Annotated in this window: 12 protein-coding genes; 3 read left to right on the top strand and 9 right to left on the bottom strand. The window is 52.6% G+C overall.

Annotated features, from left to right (window positions below; all coding sequences use genetic code 11):
- The first annotated feature begins 15 nt into the window (after nt 1-15).
- From R5268_RS11995 to R5268_RS11985, 3 genes are read left to right on the top strand one after another with little or no spacing between them, the layout of a single operon-like run.
- Nucleotides 16-2,778, top strand: coding sequence for a secretin and TonB N-terminal domain-containing protein (locus R5268_RS11995; RefSeq protein WP_317419452.1), 2,763 nt, complete (start codon nt 16-18; stop codon nt 2,776-2,778).
- Nucleotides 2,779-2,820: 42 nt separating this feature from the next.
- The gene (locus R5268_RS11990; RefSeq protein ID WP_218454974.1) at nt 2,821-4,521 is read left to right on the top strand and encodes an ABC transporter ATP-binding protein/permease; all 1,701 of its coding nucleotides are present in this window, start codon (nt 2,821-2,823) and stop codon (nt 4,519-4,521) included.
- Nucleotides 4,511-7,297 (top strand): insulinase family protein, encoded by a 2,787-nt coding sequence (locus R5268_RS11985; protein WP_317419453.1) that lies wholly within the window; start codon nt 4,511-4,513, stop codon nt 7,295-7,297. The genes R5268_RS11990 and R5268_RS11985 overlap by 11 nt, the downstream gene beginning before the upstream one ends.
- A gap of 854 nt (nt 7,298-8,151) precedes the next feature.
- On the opposite strand, the gene deoD is transcribed toward R5268_RS11985, so the two are convergent.
- The 9 genes from deoD to prfC form a co-directional block, all read right to left on the bottom strand.
- Nucleotides 8,152-8,871: a purine-nucleoside phosphorylase gene (gene deoD, locus R5268_RS11980; protein ID WP_186749597.1), complete on the bottom strand. Its 720-nt coding sequence runs from the start codon at nt 8,869-8,871 to the stop codon at nt 8,152-8,154.
- A 68-nt stretch (nt 8,872-8,939) separates the two neighbouring features.
- Nucleotides 8,940-10,163, bottom strand: coding sequence for a phosphopentomutase (gene deoB, locus R5268_RS11975; RefSeq protein ID WP_218454972.1), 1,224 nt, complete (start codon nt 10,161-10,163; stop codon nt 8,940-8,942).
- 62 nt (nt 10,164-10,225) lie between these two features.
- The gene (gene deoA, locus R5268_RS11970; RefSeq protein WP_317419454.1) at nt 10,226-11,548 is read right to left on the bottom strand and encodes a thymidine phosphorylase; all 1,323 of its coding nucleotides are present in this window, start codon (nt 11,546-11,548) and stop codon (nt 10,226-10,228) included.
- Nucleotides 11,549-11,641: 93 nt separating this feature from the next.
- Complete coding sequence (gene deoC / locus R5268_RS11965; protein WP_317419455.1) at nt 11,642-12,421, bottom strand: deoxyribose-phosphate aldolase; 780 nt, start codon at nt 12,419-12,421, stop codon at nt 11,642-11,644.
- 445 nt (nt 12,422-12,866) lie between these two features.
- Nucleotides 12,867-14,132 carry a NupC/NupG family nucleoside CNT transporter gene (locus tag R5268_RS11960; RefSeq protein ID WP_181257668.1) on the bottom strand — a complete coding sequence of 422 codons (1,266 nt, stop codon included), beginning with the start codon at nt 14,130-14,132 and terminating at the stop codon, nt 12,867-12,869.
- Nucleotides 14,133-14,491: 359 nt separating this feature from the next.
- Nucleotides 14,492-15,286 (bottom strand): TatD family hydrolase, encoded by a 795-nt coding sequence (locus tag R5268_RS11955; protein WP_317419456.1) that lies wholly within the window; start codon nt 15,284-15,286, stop codon nt 14,492-14,494.
- Between the two features lie 4 nt (nt 15,287-15,290).
- Nucleotides 15,291-16,367: a patatin family protein gene (locus R5268_RS11950; RefSeq protein WP_317419457.1), complete on the bottom strand. Its 1,077-nt coding sequence runs from the start codon at nt 16,365-16,367 to the stop codon at nt 15,291-15,293.
- A 32-nt stretch (nt 16,368-16,399) separates the two neighbouring features.
- Nucleotides 16,400-16,828, bottom strand: a complete 429-nt coding sequence (locus R5268_RS11945; protein ID WP_317423102.1) for a BON domain-containing protein — start codon at nt 16,826-16,828, stop codon at nt 16,400-16,402.
- Between the two features lie 237 nt (nt 16,829-17,065).
- Nucleotides 17,066-18,655, bottom strand: coding sequence for a peptide chain release factor 3 (gene prfC, locus R5268_RS11940; protein ID WP_046894183.1), 1,590 nt, complete (start codon nt 18,653-18,655; stop codon nt 17,066-17,068).
- Nucleotides 18,656-18,775 lie beyond the last annotated feature (120 nt).

Below are 18,775 nucleotides of genomic sequence, written 5' to 3'. Positions count from 1 at the left end.
CCGGAAATGATAAAAATGACAATAACACCATCACCATTCAGCATCAGGGCGGTCAGTTCTGCCATTGTGCTGGCGCTCGGACTGACAGCGGCACCGGCAGGAGCGGCAGATCTCACTCTTGATCTGCCGGAACAGGCACTGAGCCGTTCACTGAATACTATCGCGCAACAGGGACAAATCCAGTTACTGTATGATGCCGGACAACTCGGCGCACTGCGTGCACCAGCACTTCACGGCAGCTATTCAGCACAGACCGCCATTCAGACACTGCTGGCAGGCTCCGGCCTGACACTGGTGCAGCAGGGCAGCAGTTATGTTATCCGCCCGCTGACCACCGAAGCGGAAACGATTTTCATCCCGGAAACGCGGGTTCAGGGCGAACTGGCTTACCATCCGGCCACCGATGTCATGTCTGCCCCGCAGTATATTACCGCGGAGGAGATCCGCCAGCGCAATACCGGTGACGGTAACGTCACGGAGCTGCTTCGCACCAACCCTGCCGTACAGTTTGCCGGTAATGACAGTTCGTCGCTCAACCAGGGCGAAATCAAACCGTCACGGATTTCCATTCACGGCGCCTCCAGTTTCCAGAACGCCTATAAACTCGACGGCATCAGTTTTAACAACGATTTCGACCCGGCAAAAGATACGCTGGGTGAAACCTCCACGCGACTGGACAGCGGCGATCAGGGAATGTACATCGACAGCCGCCTGATCGACAGCGTGACCGTTTACGATAACAACATTCCGGTGGAATTCGGCGGCTTTACCGGCGGCAGCGTGGATGTCACCAGCCGCCGCTGGAACGGCGAAAACAGCGGTCATATGTATTACCGCACCACCCGCTCCTCCTGGAATCATCTGTTTGAGGATTCTTCACAGCCGATTGATTCATCAAAAAATGATATCAGTCATCCGGCCCGTTTCCAGAATGAATATAACAAACACGATTTCGGCGGCTGGTTTGAAGTCGGTGTAACCGAAAACAGCGGCCTGACCGTATCGGCCTCCCGCCGCACCTCCACGATTCCTGCCAATACATCGGTACTGATGGCGGTGATGGAGGGTGAAGAGCTCGTCGGATATGAGTTTGATAAGCGCAAACGTAACCAGAAACGTACCTCGGACAACCTGTTTGTGAAGTATGCGATGGATCTTTCGCCGGTGACCACCGCCGATATTTCCCTGAATTACTCCGATTACAAGGCGCGTTTGTTTGCCTCCAATATTGCCAACTCCGGTTATGACAATAACCATAAAGGCTTAGGTGTGACCGGTGTACTGAAACACCAGACCAGCCTGGCCGATCTGGAATTCACTCTGGGTTATCAGAAACTGAAAGATAACCGTGTGAATGACGAACAGAATTTCTATGAAATGAAGGATAAGTTACCGGACGGCAAAACGATCGTTAACACCAAAATGGGCGGATTGGGTGATCTGCGGACAGAGCAGGACAATGTCACCACCAAAGCCGTCGCCCGTTTCCTGCCGTCAGAGGGCTTCGGGATCACACACCGCCCGACACTCGGGATGGAATCCACCCATACCAAAGGCCGCTATATCCGCGATAAGTCGCATTACCACACCAGCGAAGACTATGTCAGCTACGCGGAATGGGGGATTGAGGACCCGGTTGTCAATGTGCACCGCTTCCTGCCGGGAACCGCCTCGGTCAGTTATAACAACTACTCCCTGTTTGCCGATGACAATATTGAAATCGGCCGGCTGACACTGCGTCCGGGTGTCCGTGTTGACCGTGATGACTTTGTCCGGCAAACCAATATCGCCCCGCGTCTGGCCGCCACTTATGACCTGTTCGGTAATAAAGAGACATTACTGATTGCCGGTGCCAACCGCTATTACGGCCGCTCTATGCTGACTTACGCCCTGTACGGCGCGCAGAATGCCGGGCTGGAAAAATGTTATATGTGCGGCTTTATGGGAATGGAACCGACCTGGGATAAAACCAATGATTATGAAGGTCTGGATTCACTGAAAACCCCGTATAACGATGAGATTTCCCTTGGTCTGCAACAGGAAATCCTCAGCACCACCTGGCGTCTGACCTATGTTCACCGTGAAGGTTATGATGAAGTGCGCAGCCGCACCAAATATAACAACCTGACCGGGTCGGATAAATACTCCGATAAAGGCAAAATCCGTACCTTTGATAATGCCGGACGCAGCAAACATGACTCCGTCACCCTGGCCGTCAGCAACAGTCAGCCGTGGGAATGGGGACAGGCAAGCCATGTCTTTACCTCCTCAATCGTCTGGCAGGATACCAAAACCAACTTCCCGTCTGACCAGGGCTATGCCTTCTTTGAGCCGGGCAGTGCCATTAACTCCGACAAAGTAATGTACGGCGGCAAAGTGATCGATGTCAGTGATCTGCCTGCCAGCAACTTTAACTCACCGCTGAAACTGAATGTCGAGCTGACCAGTGACTGGGATAACTACAACATCTCCTGGTACAACCGCCTGCAATGGTGGGGAGCCCGTAATCAGGCTGTCCGTCATGACAATGAAGTGGTCCGTGATCCGCAGTACGGTGAATTACGTGTTTATCAGAAAGAGCATTTTGCATCCAAATTCACCTGGGACACCCGCGTGAACTGGAAACCGGAGTTTGCTTACGGCGCATCCGTTTCACTGGAAGTGAATAACGTTCTGAATAACAAAAATGTCGCGGATACCTTTATCTATGCCGGTAACAAGGTGATTGCCTATGATCCGGGCCGTCAGTTCTGGTTACAGCTGAATTACGATTTTTAATCTGAGCATGTGAGCAATGTCTCTTAACGTTATGAATAATCAATGAAAACAATAAAACAATTTATCTGGCTGGTGAAGCCGTTCTGGGGGCGGCGTGCCGCCCTGTTTTGCTGGTTCTTACTGTTGTTGTCTCTCGGGCTGACACTCTCTTCCGTCTGGTTCAATATCCGCATGAACCAGTGGAACGGGGATTTTTATAATGCATTACAGAAGCTGGACGGTGCGGCGCTGTATCAGCTGATCAAATTCTTTGTCGTGCTGGTCAGCGGACTGATTCTGGTGGTGGTGCTCGGCACCTGGTTCCGGCAGAAACTGGCTATCCGCTGGCGGGAGGGGATGACAGAACAGATCCTCAGCCGCTGGCTGTCGCCGCAAAGCCGCCATTATCTGCTGCGCCTGACCGCACAGGAACCGGATAACCCGGATCAGCGGATTGCCGAGGATGTCCGCCTGCTGGTGGAATCCACCCTCAGCCTGCTGATCACGTTCCTGCACTCGCTGCTGACCCTGATTTCTTTTGCCGCCATTCTCTGGCAGCTCTCCGGCAGTATTCTGCTCTCTGTTGCCGGGACAGACTGGCGGATCAACGGCTATATGTTCTGGGCCTGTATCGCTTACACCCTTGTCGGTATCGCGCTGACACAGCTTATCGGCGGGCCGCTGCGTAAACTGAATATGGAAAAACAGCAGCGCGAGGCGGATTACCGTGCGGCGCTGATCACCCGCAGACAGCATGGTGACGCCATCGCCGGACAGCGGGGAGAGTCGCAGGATAAACAGCAGTTGCTGACCCGTTTTGCCCGCGTGGCGGCCAACTGGAATCAGCTGATCCGCTGTGAGCGGAATCTGGCATTTTATACCGTGGGTTATCAGCAGGTTACGGCACTTGCGCCCATTCTGTTTGCACTGCCGAAATTCCTCGCCGGTGAACTGATGCTGGGCGGATTAATGCAGCTGCGTCAGGCATTTACCAGTGTTGCCACCTCTCTCGGCTGGTTTATTTTTGCCTATAAAGAAATTGCCGCCTGGCAGGCAACGGTAACCCGTCTGTACCATTTTGTCCGCCTTCTGGAAAATGATGCGGTGTCTGATGTCACTGAAACCCGTCAGTCCGCAGTACGCCTGGACGTTTCCGCCGATATTTTGCTGCCGGATAACCGCCCGCTGCTGGAAAATGTCTCTCTTTCCCTGCGTGCCGGGGAATTTGCCATTATCAGCGGCCGCTCCGGGCTGGGTAAATCCACCCTGCTGCGCGCACTCAGCGGCCACTGGCCTTACTACCGCGGCAATATCAGCCGCGAACAGGATGTGATGTGGGTTCCGCAATCACTCTATCTGCCGTCAGGGACACTGAAATCCCTGCTGGCGTATCCGCATGCCGCATCACAGTTCACGACGGACGATTACCGTGATGTCCTCGGTGCCACCGGGCTTGCCGTACTCGCACCACAGCTGGATACCGATGCCGACTGGCGTCAGCGTCTGTCCGGCGGCGAACAGCAGCGCCTGCTGATAGCCCGTCTGCTGCTCAGTCAGCCGAAACTGATGCTGCTCGATGAAATTACCTCGGCACTGGATGATGACAATGCTGTCCGCATGATCCGCCTGCTCCGCAGCCGTCTGCCCGGCAGCACACTTCTGCTGGTCAGTCACCAGCGTTTTCTTCAGCAGGAGGCTGACCGTGTGATCGCGCTGTCCGCCCCTGCCGCCACCTGCACATCAGGAGTCCGATATGCATTATAAACTGACCTTTGCCGGTGCGGTGCTGATCCTCACCGGCTGTACCGCAGCCGGCACCACGGGCACAGATAATCGTCCGCTGCCGCAGCGCAGTGATTTACAGCACATCCGCCTGGCAAACGGTATGAATGTGTATCTGCTGTCACGCCCGCAGCCCGGCGCGGAACTGCGGCTGCTGGTGGAAAGCGGCTCATTGCAGGAAACTGAGGAACAGCGCGGCCTCGCACATTTTACCGAGCACATGGCCTTTAAAGGCACCACCCATTTTCCGGATACACAGAGCTTTAAACAGCTGGAAAAACAGGGGCTGAACCTCGGCAGCCATGTCAATGCCGCCACCAGCCTCAATTCAACTGTCTATAAACTGTCACTGCCGCAGGCCACGCCGGAACAAATCCGGACCGGTTTACAGGTTCTCGCCGACTGGGCACAGGGCATGACCTTTGACCCGGATGCCTTTGATAAAGAACGCTCTGTCATTATTGAGGAATGGCGGCTGCGCCAGGGTATCGGCTTCCGTATCAATAATGCCCTTGAGCAGCTGCGCTATGCAGGCAGTCTCTATGCGGAACGTGACCCGATCGGGTTATTGGATGTGATCCGCCACGCGCCGGTCAGCACGGCAAAAGACTACTATCAGACCTGGTATCAGCCGCAGCGTATGAGCCTGGTGGTTATCGGGCAGTTTAACCGCCACGATGTCAGTAATCTGGCGGAAGCGTATTTTAATCAGCCTGCCAAAAAAGACGCCGCACAGGATGATCCGGCCCGTCAGCGTTTTGCCCCTCAGCCGGGTCTGCTGGTAAAGCCGGTCTTTGATAAGGAGCAGGGACAGCGCATTATGCAGTTCGCGCTTCAGAGAGATATCCGTGCCCCGCTCAACACCCGTGACGGACAGTATGACGACCTGCTGGATAATCTCTGGGTGACAATTCTCAATCAGCGCCTGACTGCACTGGTGGATAACGGACAGCTGCCTGCCGCCAGTATCAACCCGCAGGGAGCTATGCTGGACAGCCGTCGTCTTCAGCAACTGATGATAGTGCATCCGCAGGGCGGCGATTATCTCGGCAGCATCACCCTGTTGTGGACAGAGATTCAGCGCCTGGCGACACAGCCGGTCACACAGGCAGAGCTGGATGATGCACGACAGAGTCTGCTGGCAAAACTCAGTCAGCAGGCCGCCGGGGAATCCCGCTACGGCCATGATTATCTCGCGGATACCATCACCACTGCGCTGGAATACCGGATGCCGGTTCAGGACAAACGTCAGCAGCTCACTACTGCCTGGGAATTACTCAAACCGGTTACGCCGGATACGCTGAAAACGCATGTGTCCGGATTCCTGAATCAGGCATCACCGCGTCTGGCGCTGCTCGGGCCGGACAGCGAACAGACACGTTTTACGGAAAAAGCCTTTACTGACCGCTGGCAGCAAATCCGCCAATCAGCCCCGGGACCGTTCTCCCTGACCGTACGGCAGGTGGCGCTGAATGTCGCCCCGGCTGCCACCGGTACCATCGTGCAGGAACAATCACTGTCGCTGCCGTCCACGGAGTCGTGGCAGTTATCCAATGGTCTGCGGGTGATTGTGCATCAGGATAAAAATCTGAAAGACAATATTCAGATCAACCTGCGCATCCCGGGCGGCCGTTCACTGGAACCCGCCGGACAGGAAGGACTGACCGACTGGGCACTGAAACTGCCGGAAAGCAGCGGTTATGGCGAACTGAGTGCCCGTGAGCTGACATTATTCAGTAAGCAGCACAGCCTCACACTGCGGCCGTACAGTGAACTGCTGAATCACGGCTTCCGTGGTGAGGCACCGCCGGAAGAGCTGGATACGCTGCTGAAACTGCTGCATCTGAAGATCACACAGCCGCAGTTCAGCGGTGAGAAACTCCTCCGCAATCAGCAACTGACGCTGGAAAGCCTGAGCAGTACCCCGGTGGAGCGCCGTTTCCTGGATGCCATCAACCGCGAAAGCCATACTAACGGCGATCGTCTGGTGATCAGTGAAAACGGTGGCTGGCGTCAGTTTACGGCCGCACAGTTACAGAGCAACCACCGGCTTCTGCTCAGCCCGGTACAGGACATGACGTTAGTGATCAGTGGTGCGGCAGATAAGAAACAGATAAAACAGGCTGTTGAGAAATGGATTGCCACCCTGCCCGCTTCCGGGCAGCACCTGCAATGGCGGGACCCGGCCATTGCGCCGAAAATGACGTCTTTCAGCCGGACTTACCCGATCGCCAGTTCTGACAAGACCATGGTAAGTATTCAGTATGCCGCACCAGCACGGTGGTCACATAAAGAGAGCCTGACCCTGCAACTGGCTGACAGCATCATCAGTAAACAGCTGCGCACCGCACTGCGTGAACAGGCCGGCGGTATTTATGCCCTGAGTTTCTCCTCTATGCTGGCAAAACTGCCGGCACCGTACTACAGCGCCCGGCTGAATTTCACCACCGATCCTCAGCGCGCCGCAGAAATGACGGCTCTCAGCCGGAATGTGCTGAAAAAACTGAAAGCAGAAGGTATCAGTGAAAATGCGCTGAAAGAAGCCAAAGCCAACTGGTTACTGGAAAAACAGCAGGTTTATCAGAGTGCTGCATTCTGGACAGAATCACTGGCTCAGATTGCCGGGGATGATAATGAATTTACCCGCATAATAACGGAAGAGGCGTTAATCAATCAGATTACCGCAGAAGATATTAACCGCGCATTATCCCGTTACAGCGGTGAGAATGAAAAATTATTTATGCTCACTCCGCCATAATAATATAAAGCCGCTTAATAGCGGCTTTATTATTTCCGCTAACTGACAAAAATAATAATCATTGTATTAACGGATAGTGAGACTAATATTTTGTGATATATCTCCGTATTATCCCCCGAACGGGTTAGAGATAAAGAGAAATACAGTTGTTATATTTTCTGCGGGTGCCTGATTCTGTCCGGATCAGGCTATATATTCCCTGTTCCTGATAGAAGAAAGCCCCGATTACGTTTTTCAACATAAACCGGGGCCGAATCCCTACCAGACAATAGGGATTTTGCCTCCTTAAATTAAAGGAGTCAAGAGAAATGACCGAAAGATCAATAACAACATTAGCCATAGTTGCAGTGGTATTAATAATCGCTCTTACAATTTCTGATGTTGTAAATTCGTTACTCAATAATCATCGGGTATCCGATTTTTCATTGAAAGGCGGAGATATGCTGGTTGACGCAACATTGTCCTGTAGTGATAAATGATGCTGAGGGGGGAGAAATCCCCCCGTTTCTCTCTGTTGCAGGTAGCGGTTAATCAGGCACCTTATTTTACTTTCTTATTAACTTACTTATGTGTTCTTTTAATATGATAAAAATACCAGAATTACCCATAATTATTTTTAATTTTATAATATCCGCCGCAAGAATAATCAGCTTATCCTTTATGGTAGTATTATTGACGTTAATTATATTCATAGCCTATGCCAAAGTTCTCAATAAAACCTGTGATTTTAGTTTTAAAATTGCGATAGGAAATGGTGTTTCAGAAATTCATACCGGACCTGATAACAGTAAATAATAAAAAAACCGCTGCCGGAGAATAATACCGGCAGCGGTTTTTATAATGACTGAAATAAATTACTTCTTATCGCCCAGTAAAACAGATTCCAGTGCAATAGTGATCATTTCATTAAAAGTAGTCTGACGTTCCTCTGCCGGTAAGTTTTCACCGGTACGGATATGGTCAGAAACAGTACAGATAGTCAGCGCTTTCGCTCCGAATTCCGCCGCTACGCCATAAATACCGGCAGCTTCCATTTCCACGCCCAGGATGCCGTATTTTTCCATCACGTCAAACATTTGCGGGTCCGGCGTATAGAATAAATCGGCAGAGAAGATATTACCGACACGCGCCGGAATACCGGCAGTTTCAGCAGCTTCAACAGCATTGCGTACCAGGCCGAAATCCGCGATAGCCGCGAAATCGTTATCTTTGAAACGCAGACGGTTCACTTTGGAATCCGTACTCGCCCCCATCCCGATAACCACATCACGCAGTTTGACATCACGGCTGATAGCCCCGCAGGAGCCGACACGGATAATGGTTTTCACATCAAATTCGGTGATCAGCTCTTTGGCATAAATGGAGCAGGACGGGATACCCATACCGTGGCCCATCACGGAAATACGGCGGCCTTTATAGGTTCCGGTAAAACCCAGCATGCCACGCACATTGTTAACCTGTTTAATATCTTCCAGAAAATTTTCTGCAATGTATTTTGCACGCAGCGGGTCGCCGGGCATCAGAACAACATCAGCAAAATCACCACATTCAGCATTAATGTGAGGGGTAGCCATAAAAAAATCCTTTCAGTCAATCCAAAGGGAAAGGGCAGACTGACTGTCTGCCCGAAAAAAGAAACACATTACAGCATGTTTTTGCCGTAATCCATCGGGGATAAATTAAAATAGGACGCAACTGTCTGTCCGATATCCGCAAATGTTTCACGGTAACCCAGTGAGCCCGGCTTGACGTTCGGTCCGTAAACCAATACCGGAATATGCTCGCGGGTATGATCAGTGCCCGGCCAGGTCGGATCACAACCGTGATCGGCGGTCAGGATCAGAACATCATCCTCTTTCACCAGCTTCAGCATTTCCGGCAGACGGCGGTCAAATAACTCCAGCGCTGCGGCATAACCGGCCACATCACGGCGGTGGCCGTAAGAGGAATCGAAATCAACGAAGTTGGTAAAGACGATAGTGTTATCGCCCGCCAGTTTCATCTCTTCCAGCGATGCGTCAAACAGCGCATCAATCCCGGTTGCTTTCACTTTTTTGGTGATACCGACATGGGCATAAATATCCGCGATTTTACCGATAGAGACCACTTCCCCCTGCTTTTCCTCCACCAGCTTTTGCAGCATGGTGGCTGACGGCGGCTCAACCGCGTAGTCGTGACGGTTGCCGGTACGTTCAAATGAACCGGCTTTTTCGCCGGTAAACGGACGCGCAATCACACGGCCGATGTTGTAACCGCCTTTGGTCAGTTCTTCACGGGCAATTTCACACAGCTCATACAGTTTTTCCAGGCCGTATGTTTCTTCGTGGCAGGCAATCTGGAAAACGGAGTCCGCAGAGGTATAGAAAATCGGTTTGCCGGTTTTCATATGCTCTTCGCCGAGCTGATCCAGAATCACGGTGCCGGATGAGTGGCAGTTACCGAGATAGCCCGGCAGATTGGCGCGTTTTACGAGAATATCCAGTAATTCCTGCGGGAAGCTGTTTTCATGATCGCTGAAATAACCCCAGTCAAACAGAACCGGTACACCGGCAATTTCCCAGTGACCGGATGGGGTATCTTTACCGGAAGATAATTCCCCGGCGTAGCCGTATGCGCCGATGATCTCTGCATCTTTATCCAGACCTTCCGGGAAATGCCCGGTGGATTCTTCTGCGGCTTTACCCAGTCCCAGACGGGACAGATTCGGCAGATGCAGCGGCCCTTTACGGCCTTTGTCTGCTTCACCGCGGGCACAGGCCTGTGCGATATGACCTAACGTGTCAGCACCGGTGTCGCCGAAATCAGCGGCATCATGTGCGGCGCCGATACCGAATGAATCCAGCACCATAATAAATGTACGTTTCATACTTCTCTCCTGTGTCAGATCACGTCAGGATGCAGGGCTCCGCGTGAATAACAAAATTGTTCTTATTCGCTGATCCGGCGGTAAATCAGCGGGGTATCAGTAACCGGGTGTTCACTCAGTGTGATGGCCTGACGTACTGCCTGAGCCGCTTCATTCCACGCATCTTCATTATTGGCATGGATCATCGCCAGCGGCATCTGTCCGTCCGCAATACTGTTGATCGGCGCAATATCACTTAACCCGACGCTGTAGTCAATCGGATCGCTGGCTTTACGGCGTCCGCCGCCCAGTGCGACAACTGCCATACCCAGTGCGCGGGTATCCATCGCGGTGACAATGCCTTCAGTTTCAGCATAGACCGGTTTGCTGAGTACTGCCGATGGCAGATAGTGCGAATAGCGTTCGATAAAATCAGCCGGTCCGCTCTGTGCGGCTACCATCCGGCCGAAAATTTCCGCTGCTTTGCCATTATCCAGCACACGCTGCAGTTTTTCTTCCGCCTCTGTGCGGTCAGCCGCCAGTCCGCCGGAGACCAGCATCTCTTTGCACAGTGCCATGGTAACGTCATACAGACGCGGATTGCGGTACTCACCGGTCAGGAAACGCACCGCTTCACGTACTTCCACCGCATTACCGGCACTGGAGGCCAGCACCTGATTCATGTCAGTCAGCAGTGCGGTCGTCCGGCAGCCCGCGCCGTTGGCAACCTGTACGATCGCCTGCGCCAGCTGCTCTGATAATTCATATGTCGGCATAAATGCCCCGGAGCCCACTTTCACATCCATCACCAGCGCATCCAGGCCTTCAGCCAGTTTTTTGCCGAGGATAGAGGCGGTGATAAGCGGGATTGAATCTACGGTTGCCGTAATATCGCGGGTCGCATAGAAACGCTTGTCCGCCGGTGCCAGAGAGTTGGTCTGGCCGATAATCGCCACACCGGTCTCTTTGATGATGCGGCGGAAGGTTTCATCATCCGGGAAAATGTCAAAACCGGGAATCGCTTCCAGTTTGTCGAGCGTACCGCCGGTATGCCCCAGGCCGCGGCCGGAGATCATCGGGATATAGCCGCCGCAGGCAGCGACCATCGGCCCGAGCATCAGAGAGGTTACATCCCCGACACCACCGGTGGAATGTTTATCCACAACCGGTCCCGGTAAATTAAGGTGTTTCCAGTCCAGAACCGAGCCGGAGTCCCGCATCGCCAGTGTCAGCGAGACGCGCTCCTGCGGGTTCATATCATGGAAATAAATAGTCATCGCCAGCGCCGCAATTTGTCCCTCAGAGACTGAATTATCACGTACCCCGTTAATAAAGAAACGAATTTCCTCATCAGAGAGCGGATGTCCGTCCCGTTTTTTGCGGATAATTTCCTGAGCCAGAAACACGGTGTTCTCCTTAAAAATACCGGGTCCGTCCCGGTACCTGAGGTGCCGGGTTAATCAAAAAACCGGACTGCAAAAGCAGCCCGGTAAACGTGATTAATACTTGCTGTCAGATTTGGCGTCTGCATAGCCCAGCGTATTAAGCAGGCTGGCCAACAGGCTGGATGCACCAAAGCGGAAGTGGCGGGAGTCGGCCCAGCCTTCCCCCATGATGCGGTCAGCCATCGCCAGATACTGCGCGGCTTCTTCCGCAGTGCGGACACCACCGGCCGGTTTGAAACCAACGGTTTTACCAACACCCATATCATGGATCACTGTCATCATGATTTCCGCGGTTTCCGGCGTGGCGTTGACCGGAACTTTACCGGTGGAGGTTTTAATAAAGTCAGCACCGGCTTTGATGGAGATTTCAGATGCCTGGCGAATTAATGCCGGATCTTTCAGCTCACCGCTTTCGATGATCACTTTCAGCAGTACATTGTGTTTGGCACAGGCTTCTTTGCAGGCTTTTACCATATCAAAACCAACCTGCGTATTACCGGCCATCAGAGCACGGTACGGGAATACCACATCCACATCATCTGCGCCGTAAGCAATCGCGGCATTGGTTTCCGCCAGCGCGATTTCAATATCATCATTACCGTGCGGGAAATTGGTGACAGTTGCGATACGCACTTCCGGTGTACCCTGCTCACGCAGAACTTTACGGGCTAACGGGATAAAACGCGGATAAATACAGACAGCCGCAGTCTGGCCTGCCGGGCTTTTCGCCTGATGACACAACGCAGTGACTTTCGCGTCAGTATCATCATCATTCAGGGTGGTTAAATCCATTAAAGACAACGCGCGCTGCGCTGCGGCGGTTAAATCGGTCATAAAACTCTCCAACGTATGTCTGCGCCATGAGCGGGCAGACGCAATATCTGAACGATGCAAAATGTGTTGGCGAGCGGGACTTGGTTCCGTGAAGACGTTGCCTCTCTTGTGATAAGAGTTAACGCTGAGGTCCTTCTCACCGCGCTGTAATACAGGTGACTGTAAACAGAACACCGAATCCGTTATAAGGTATCCATGCCTTATTGGAGCATGTCTTGGCACTATAATACGTGCCTTTCATCACGTTTATATAACGGCATTTACATCAATACATACAGTTATGTGATAAAAATCACAATAACAGCCTGATATGCACAAAATAACAGCACATATTCACAGCATAGTATAGCGCAGGAAACAGATAGACAGGGAGAGACAGAAAGACAAGTACACCGAATCAGTAAAACGCACAGGTGAACCGGGTTCACCTGTGCGGGAGGAGCAGTTACAGTGCCAGGAAGAAACCGGCGATGGTTGCACTCATCAGGTTGGAGAGTGTACCGGCCATTACCGCTTTCATACCCAGACGTGCCACGTCTTTACGGCGGTTAGGCGCCATACCGCCCAGACCACCCAGCAGGATCGCAACTGAAGACAGGTTGGCAAAGCCGCACAATGCAAAGGAGATAATCGCTTTGGTGTGATCAGACAGCGGCTGTAAACCGGCAGCAATAACCTGTGCATCCGGCTTCATGTATTCACCGAAGTTCATGAAGGCAACAAATTCGTTGACCACCACTTTTTGTCCGATAAACGAACCGGCAGTCATCGCTTCATTCCACGGTACACCGATCAGGAAAGCAATTGGTGAGAAGAGCCAGCCGAGGATCAGTTCCAGTGACAGCTGCGGATAGTCAAACCAGCCGCCGACACCGCCTAAGATCCCGTTGATTAACGCGATCAGCGCGATAAACGCCAGCAGCATTGCACCTACGTTCAGCGCCAGTTGCATACCGGAAGAGGCACCGCTTGCCGCCGCATCAATGATGTTGGCAGGGCGCTCTTCTTCCGCCATACCGGCCATGGCTTCGGTACGGTCATCAAAGTGCTCGGTCTCAGGTACCATCAGTTTCGCAAACAGCAGACCACCCGGTGCCGCCATAAAGGATGCTGCGATCAGGTACTCCAGCGGAACGCCCATCTGCGCATACCCTGCTAGAACAGAACCGGCCACGGATGCCAGACCACCACACATTACCGCGAACAGTTCGGAATTGGTCATCCCGGAGATATACGGACGCACCACCAGCGGGGCTTCTGTTTGTCCCACAAAGATGTTGGCTGTCGCGGACAGGGATTCGGTACGGGATGTGCCCAGCAGTTTCTGTAAGCCGCCGCCGAGAATTTTAATCACAAACTGCATAATACCGAGGTAATACAGAACAGCAATCAGCGAGGAGAAGAACACAATAACCGGCAGAACACGCAGGGCAAAGACGAAACCACCGCCACCGAATACCTCAAACATTTTGTCAGAGACCAGGCCGCCGAAAATGAAGTCCATCCCTTTCTGGCCGTAGCCGATAACGCTGGCGACACCGTCAGACATTGCAAGGAGGATTTTGCGTCCCATCGGGACATAAAGAACCAGCGCGCCGATCAGCACCTGAATAATAAAGGCACCGATAACAGTCCGCAGTTTGATTGCCCGGCGATCACTGGAAAACAGTACTGCGATAAAGATCAGCACTGCCATCCCGACCAGACTCATAAGGAGTTGCATGGAAGTATCCCTGTTCACGATAATGAAGATTAATAGTCCTGTTCCGCATGCAGCTCAGAGCAGGACCCTGTGGCGCTGATTATACCCGGTCAGTCCGGTTAACAATCAACTTGCGTCACAAATAACGACTGAAAAAAGTAACAAAAAATACGAAAACATGATGACAATCACATTATTCAACTGTTTTTCTCTGAAAAATCCCTGAGGAACCGGGAATTGACGGATATTTAATCAGATAACTAACATGAAATAACATCTGTTTACAATTGTAGGTGATTTCAGGTGTTTTGGCACACGGAATACCGGCTGCAACAGAACAAAATCGGGGGAAAATCGATTCAGGAATCTTAATCAGATGATTGCAGGGAAAAAAGTGTACAGCTATTGCGATAAATCTGAGCAGCAATCTCCTCCGGAGATTCACTGCGCAGTGAACAGAGCACCTCAAACGTGCGGACAATCCGCTCCGGGCGGTTCGGTTCGCCCTGAAAACCACTGAGCGGCATATCCGGGGCATCCGTTTCCAGCAATAACGCAGAAAGCGGGAGCTGTGCGATTGCCCGCCGGGTTTTCTGCGCCCGCTCATAAGTAATCGTACCGCCGACGCCGATGTAATACCCCAGTTTCACAAACGCATCCGCCTGGGCAAAACTGCCTGCAAAACCGTGAACTACACCACTGCGGGGAACCAGATGGCGGCGCAGAACTGCCGCCAGCGTGTCATGGGTTTTACGGGAATGCAGAATAACCGGTTTATCCGCCCGCGCAGCTAACTTCAGCTGAGCGATAAAAAAATCAAGCTGCTTATCCCACTGCGGATCATCCATATAGCGATCCAGACCGATCTCCCCGACCGCTACGCATTCTGCGCCGCTTTCGCTGATCAGCGACTCAAGCTGTTCCAGATGCGCTGGTGTATGTTCCGCAATATAAAGCGGATGCAGGCCGAATGCGGCATGCAGGCGGGGAAGCTCACTGCCGGATGAGCGGCACAACCCGGCCACCGTACCGAGATTCCAATGACTGACCGCCGGGATAATAATATCAGTCAGCCCGGCCTGTGCCGCTGCGGCTTTATGACGGGCAAGGTTATCCGTAAAAAACGGAAAATCAAAATGGCAGTGAGTATCAATAAATTGCATTTATTCAGTCCGCCGGCTTTTCTGGTGAGTGTCCCGGTGAATATTCCGGTGAGTGTAATACTGCTGCGGAGCCGTCAGTAACCGGTAATTGTGTATCATTATCGTTAGAAGCAGGCGGAACGCGCAGTACAGATGTCCGTACCGGCTCATAAGCCGCCCAGCGGTTACCGAGTGTCGCGAGAAAATAGCGTCCGCTGCGGCGGCCCAGGCGGTAATCCTGCATCAGGGTTTTTACCCGGCTGCCGAGTGCATTGCTCGCCAGTGGCGCATTCGGATAAATTTCAGCAATTTCAACACCCGGCGGCGGTGACTGAATAAACTTTTGTGTCCGGTAATAGCTTTTGGCGTGCTGCTTCATCATCGCCACCATCCGCTTCAGATGACTTTTTTCCAGCCAGCGCTCCATCCGTTTCACCCACTCCGGCGTGTAATAGAGCTGTGACGGGACAGTCCGGATCACCACAATCCGGGTAGCACCCCGCCGCCACGCCTCAATAACCGGCACGGCATCGCTGATCCCCCCGTCATGATATGTAATGCCGTCAATCTCCACCCCTTCGCGGTAAAACCCGGGGATGGCGCTGGACGCTTTGATATATTCCAGCCAGTCTCCGGCCCGCGGACTAAAATAGGCGGCATCCAGGTTATCCGCCCGGCTGGCACACATATAAAACTCCTGCCCCTGTTCAAAACGCCGTAAGGCATGTGCGATATCCAGCGGACATTCAGCCGACGTCGTGTTAATCAGCCAGTCGAGATCAATAAGATTTCCGCCGCGGATAAAACGCAGCGGATTAAAGAATTGTTTATCCGTGGTGTAACGGGTAATGATGTGACGGGCATACCCGCGCTGGCCGCACAGATATGCTGACAGGTTTTGCGCACCGGCAGATGTCCCTATCAGTAAATCAAACGGGTTAAACCCGGCTTTAAGGAATTCATCCAGCACACCGGCTGTAAAGATCCCGCGCTGTCCGCCGCCTTCGCAGACCAGCGCCAGTTTTCCGGTTGCCTGAAGCGGATCAGGCAACCAGGCCAGTGGTGCGATTTTCCCGGGTGTCACCGGGATATACGTTCCCATTCTCTCATCCCCCGGCACGAACAGCCGGCCGGTTATTTATACTGCCCGATGCTGACTTCCACCGCACGGACGCCGGGAATATCTTTGGCAATATTAATAATCTGTGTGCGCTGAGCCTCTGTGGTGACAAACCCGGAGAGATACACAGTACCATTAATGGTTTTCACCGCGATATCATTACTGTCAATGCCATCAGCGCTTAACAGCTGACCGCGGATTTTGGCGGTGATCGTGCTGTCATCCACCAGCAGTGAAGCATCGTTTACCGCACCGTCAAATTTCTGCTCCGCTTGTTTACCCAGATCTTCTGCAGACTGAGAAGCACTGTCCCACGCCTGACCGGCTTTCTGACTCAGGGATTCTTCCGCCATTGCGGATGCACTGAACAGCGCGCCGCTGACCAGCAGGACGGCCAGTGATTTCATGGTATTGCGCATTATCTTATCCTTCTTCATTTTCATGATGAACATCATCTGTCCGTCAGTGTATCTTAACTCCGGCATAAAAAAAACGCGCCCGGAGGCGCGCTGAGATTGCTGACAAAGCAGGATAAAACGCGGTTTTTCCTGCTTTGTGTTATCAGCCGAAAATCAACAGGTTGATTTTCCTGATTTATTTTTACAACCTCTGGCGGTCGTCGCCAACCCCTGCGGGTTTGTCAGCGGCCTGAACGCGCCCGGAGGAGCGTTATTTTTCTGTCAGTGCTCACGGGTTTTGTGGAAACTCACATCCGGATAGCGTTCTGCGGTGAGATTCAGGTTCACCATAGTCGGTGCGATATAAGAAAGGTTATCGCCGCCGTCGAGTGCCAGATGCAGTTCGTTTTTGCGTTTGAACTCTTCCAGTTTTTTCGCATCGTCACATTCCACCCAGCGGGCGGTAGAGACGTTAACCGCCTCATAAATAGCTTCGACGTTGTACTCGCTTTTCAGACGGGCAACCACCACATCAAACTGAAGCACACCCACCGCCCCGACAATCAGGTCGTTGTTTGCCAGCGGACGGAAGACCTGTACCGCGCCTTCTTCAGACAACTGAACCAGCCCTTTGAGCAGCTGTTTCTGTTTCAGCGGATCGCGCAGACGGATACGGCGGAACAGTTCCGGTGCAAAGTTCGGGATACCGGTGAATTTCAGAATCTCGCCCTGTGTGAAGGTATCACCAATCTGAATAGTACCGTGGTTATGCAACCCGATGATATCGCCGGGATACGCGCAATCCACATGGGCACGGTCACCGGCCATAAAGGTCAGCGCATCAGAAATCACGACATCTTTTTTGAGACGCACCTGATGCAGTTTCATGCCTTTTTCATACACACCGGACACAATGCGCAGGAACGCCACACGGTCACGGTGTTTAGGATCCATATTGGCCTGAATTTTAAACACAAATCCGGTGAATTTATCTTCTTTCGCCGTCACTTCACGGACATCGGTCTGACGCGGCATCGGTGCCGGTGCCCAGGAAACCAGGCCGTCCAGCATATGATCCACCCCGAAGTTCCCCAGTGCGGTGCCGAAGAAGACCGGTGTCAGTTCACCGGCGAGGAACAGCTCCTCATCGAATTCATGGGATGCGCCCTGCACCAGTTCCAATTCATCACGCAGCTGCGCCGCCAGCTCTTCACCGACAGCGGCATCCAGATCCGGGTTATTCAGCCCTTTTACGGTGCGGACTTCCTGAATGGTGTGCCCCTGGCCGGTCTGATACAGATAAGTTTCATCGCGGTACAGGTGATAGACCCCTTTGAACAGCTTACCGCAGCCGATAGGCCAGGTGATTGGTGAGCAGGCAATTTTCAGCTCGTTTTCCACCTCATCCAGTAACTCCATCGGGTCACGGATATCGCGGTCAAGTTTGTTCATAAAGGTCAGGATTGGCGTATCACGCAGACGGGTAACTTCCATCAGCTTACGGGTACGATCTTCGACCCCTTTTGCCGCATCGATAACCATCAGACAGCAGTCAACCGCCGTCAGGGTACGGTAGGTATCTTCGGAGAAGTCTTCATGCCCCGGGGTATCCAGCAGGTTTACCAGTGCATCGTGATACGGGAACTGCATCACCGATGTGGTGATAGAGATCCCGCGCTGTTTTTCCATCTCCATCCAGTCAGATTTGGCGTGCTGGTTAGAACCGCGGCCTTTGACTGTACCGGCTTTCTGGATTGCCTGTCCGAACAGCAGGACTTTTTCGGTAATAGTGGTTTTACCGGCATCGGGGTGCGAAATGATCGCAAAGGTGCGGCGCTTGGCCACTTCCTGTAAAAATGCATTATTTGACATCTGAGTGTTCTTCTGGGGCTGCGGGGCGGAAACACGCGGTTCCCGCCTCTGATTTCTCATTAATGGCGCTTATTTTCGCCCGGATTGCCCCGTGAGACAACAAAAGCCTGAAAAATGCCC

This window comes from Morganella sp. BCCO 40_0007 (assembly GCF_032989665.1).
Taxonomy (GTDB): domain Bacteria; phylum Pseudomonadota; class Gammaproteobacteria; order Enterobacterales; family Enterobacteriaceae; genus Morganella; species Morganella sibonii.
The sequence above is the reverse complement of the archived record's forward strand: the minus strand, read 5'-3'. Positions and strand labels throughout refer to the sequence as shown.

Coding starts and splice junctions, on each gene's coding strand:
- deoB (WP_218454972.1), bottom strand. CDS start 10,163: ATGAAACGTACATTTATTATGGTGCTGGATTCATTCGGTATCGGCGCC.
- R5268_RS11990 (WP_218454974.1), top strand. CDS start 2,821: ATGAAAACAATAAAACAATTTATCTGGCTGGTGAAGCCGTTCTGGGGG.
- R5268_RS11995 (WP_317419452.1), top strand. CDS start 16: ATGACAATAACACCATCACCATTCAGCATCAGGGCGGTCAGTTCTGCC.
- R5268_RS11945 (WP_317423102.1), bottom strand. CDS start 16,828: ATGAAAATGAAGAAGGATAAGATAATGCGCAATACCATGAAATCACTG.
- R5268_RS11960 (WP_181257668.1), bottom strand. CDS start 14,132: ATGAGTCTGGTCGGGATGGCAGTGCTGATCTTTATCGCAGTACTGTTT.
- deoD (WP_186749597.1), bottom strand. CDS start 8,871: ATGGCTACCCCTCACATTAATGCTGAATGTGGTGATTTTGCTGATGTT.
- R5268_RS11950 (WP_317419457.1), bottom strand. CDS start 16,367: ATGGGAACGTATATCCCGGTGACACCCGGGAAAATCGCACCACTGGCC.
- prfC (WP_046894183.1), bottom strand. CDS start 18,655: ATGTCAAATAATGCATTTTTACAGGAAGTGGCCAAGCGCCGCACCTTT.
- deoC (WP_317419455.1), bottom strand. CDS start 12,421: ATGACCGATTTAACCGCCGCAGCGCAGCGCGCGTTGTCTTTAATGGAT.
- R5268_RS11985 (WP_317419453.1), top strand. CDS start 4,511: ATGCATTATAAACTGACCTTTGCCGGTGCGGTGCTGATCCTCACCGGC.
- R5268_RS11955 (WP_317419456.1), bottom strand. CDS start 15,286: ATGCAATTTATTGATACTCACTGCCATTTTGATTTTCCGTTTTTTACG.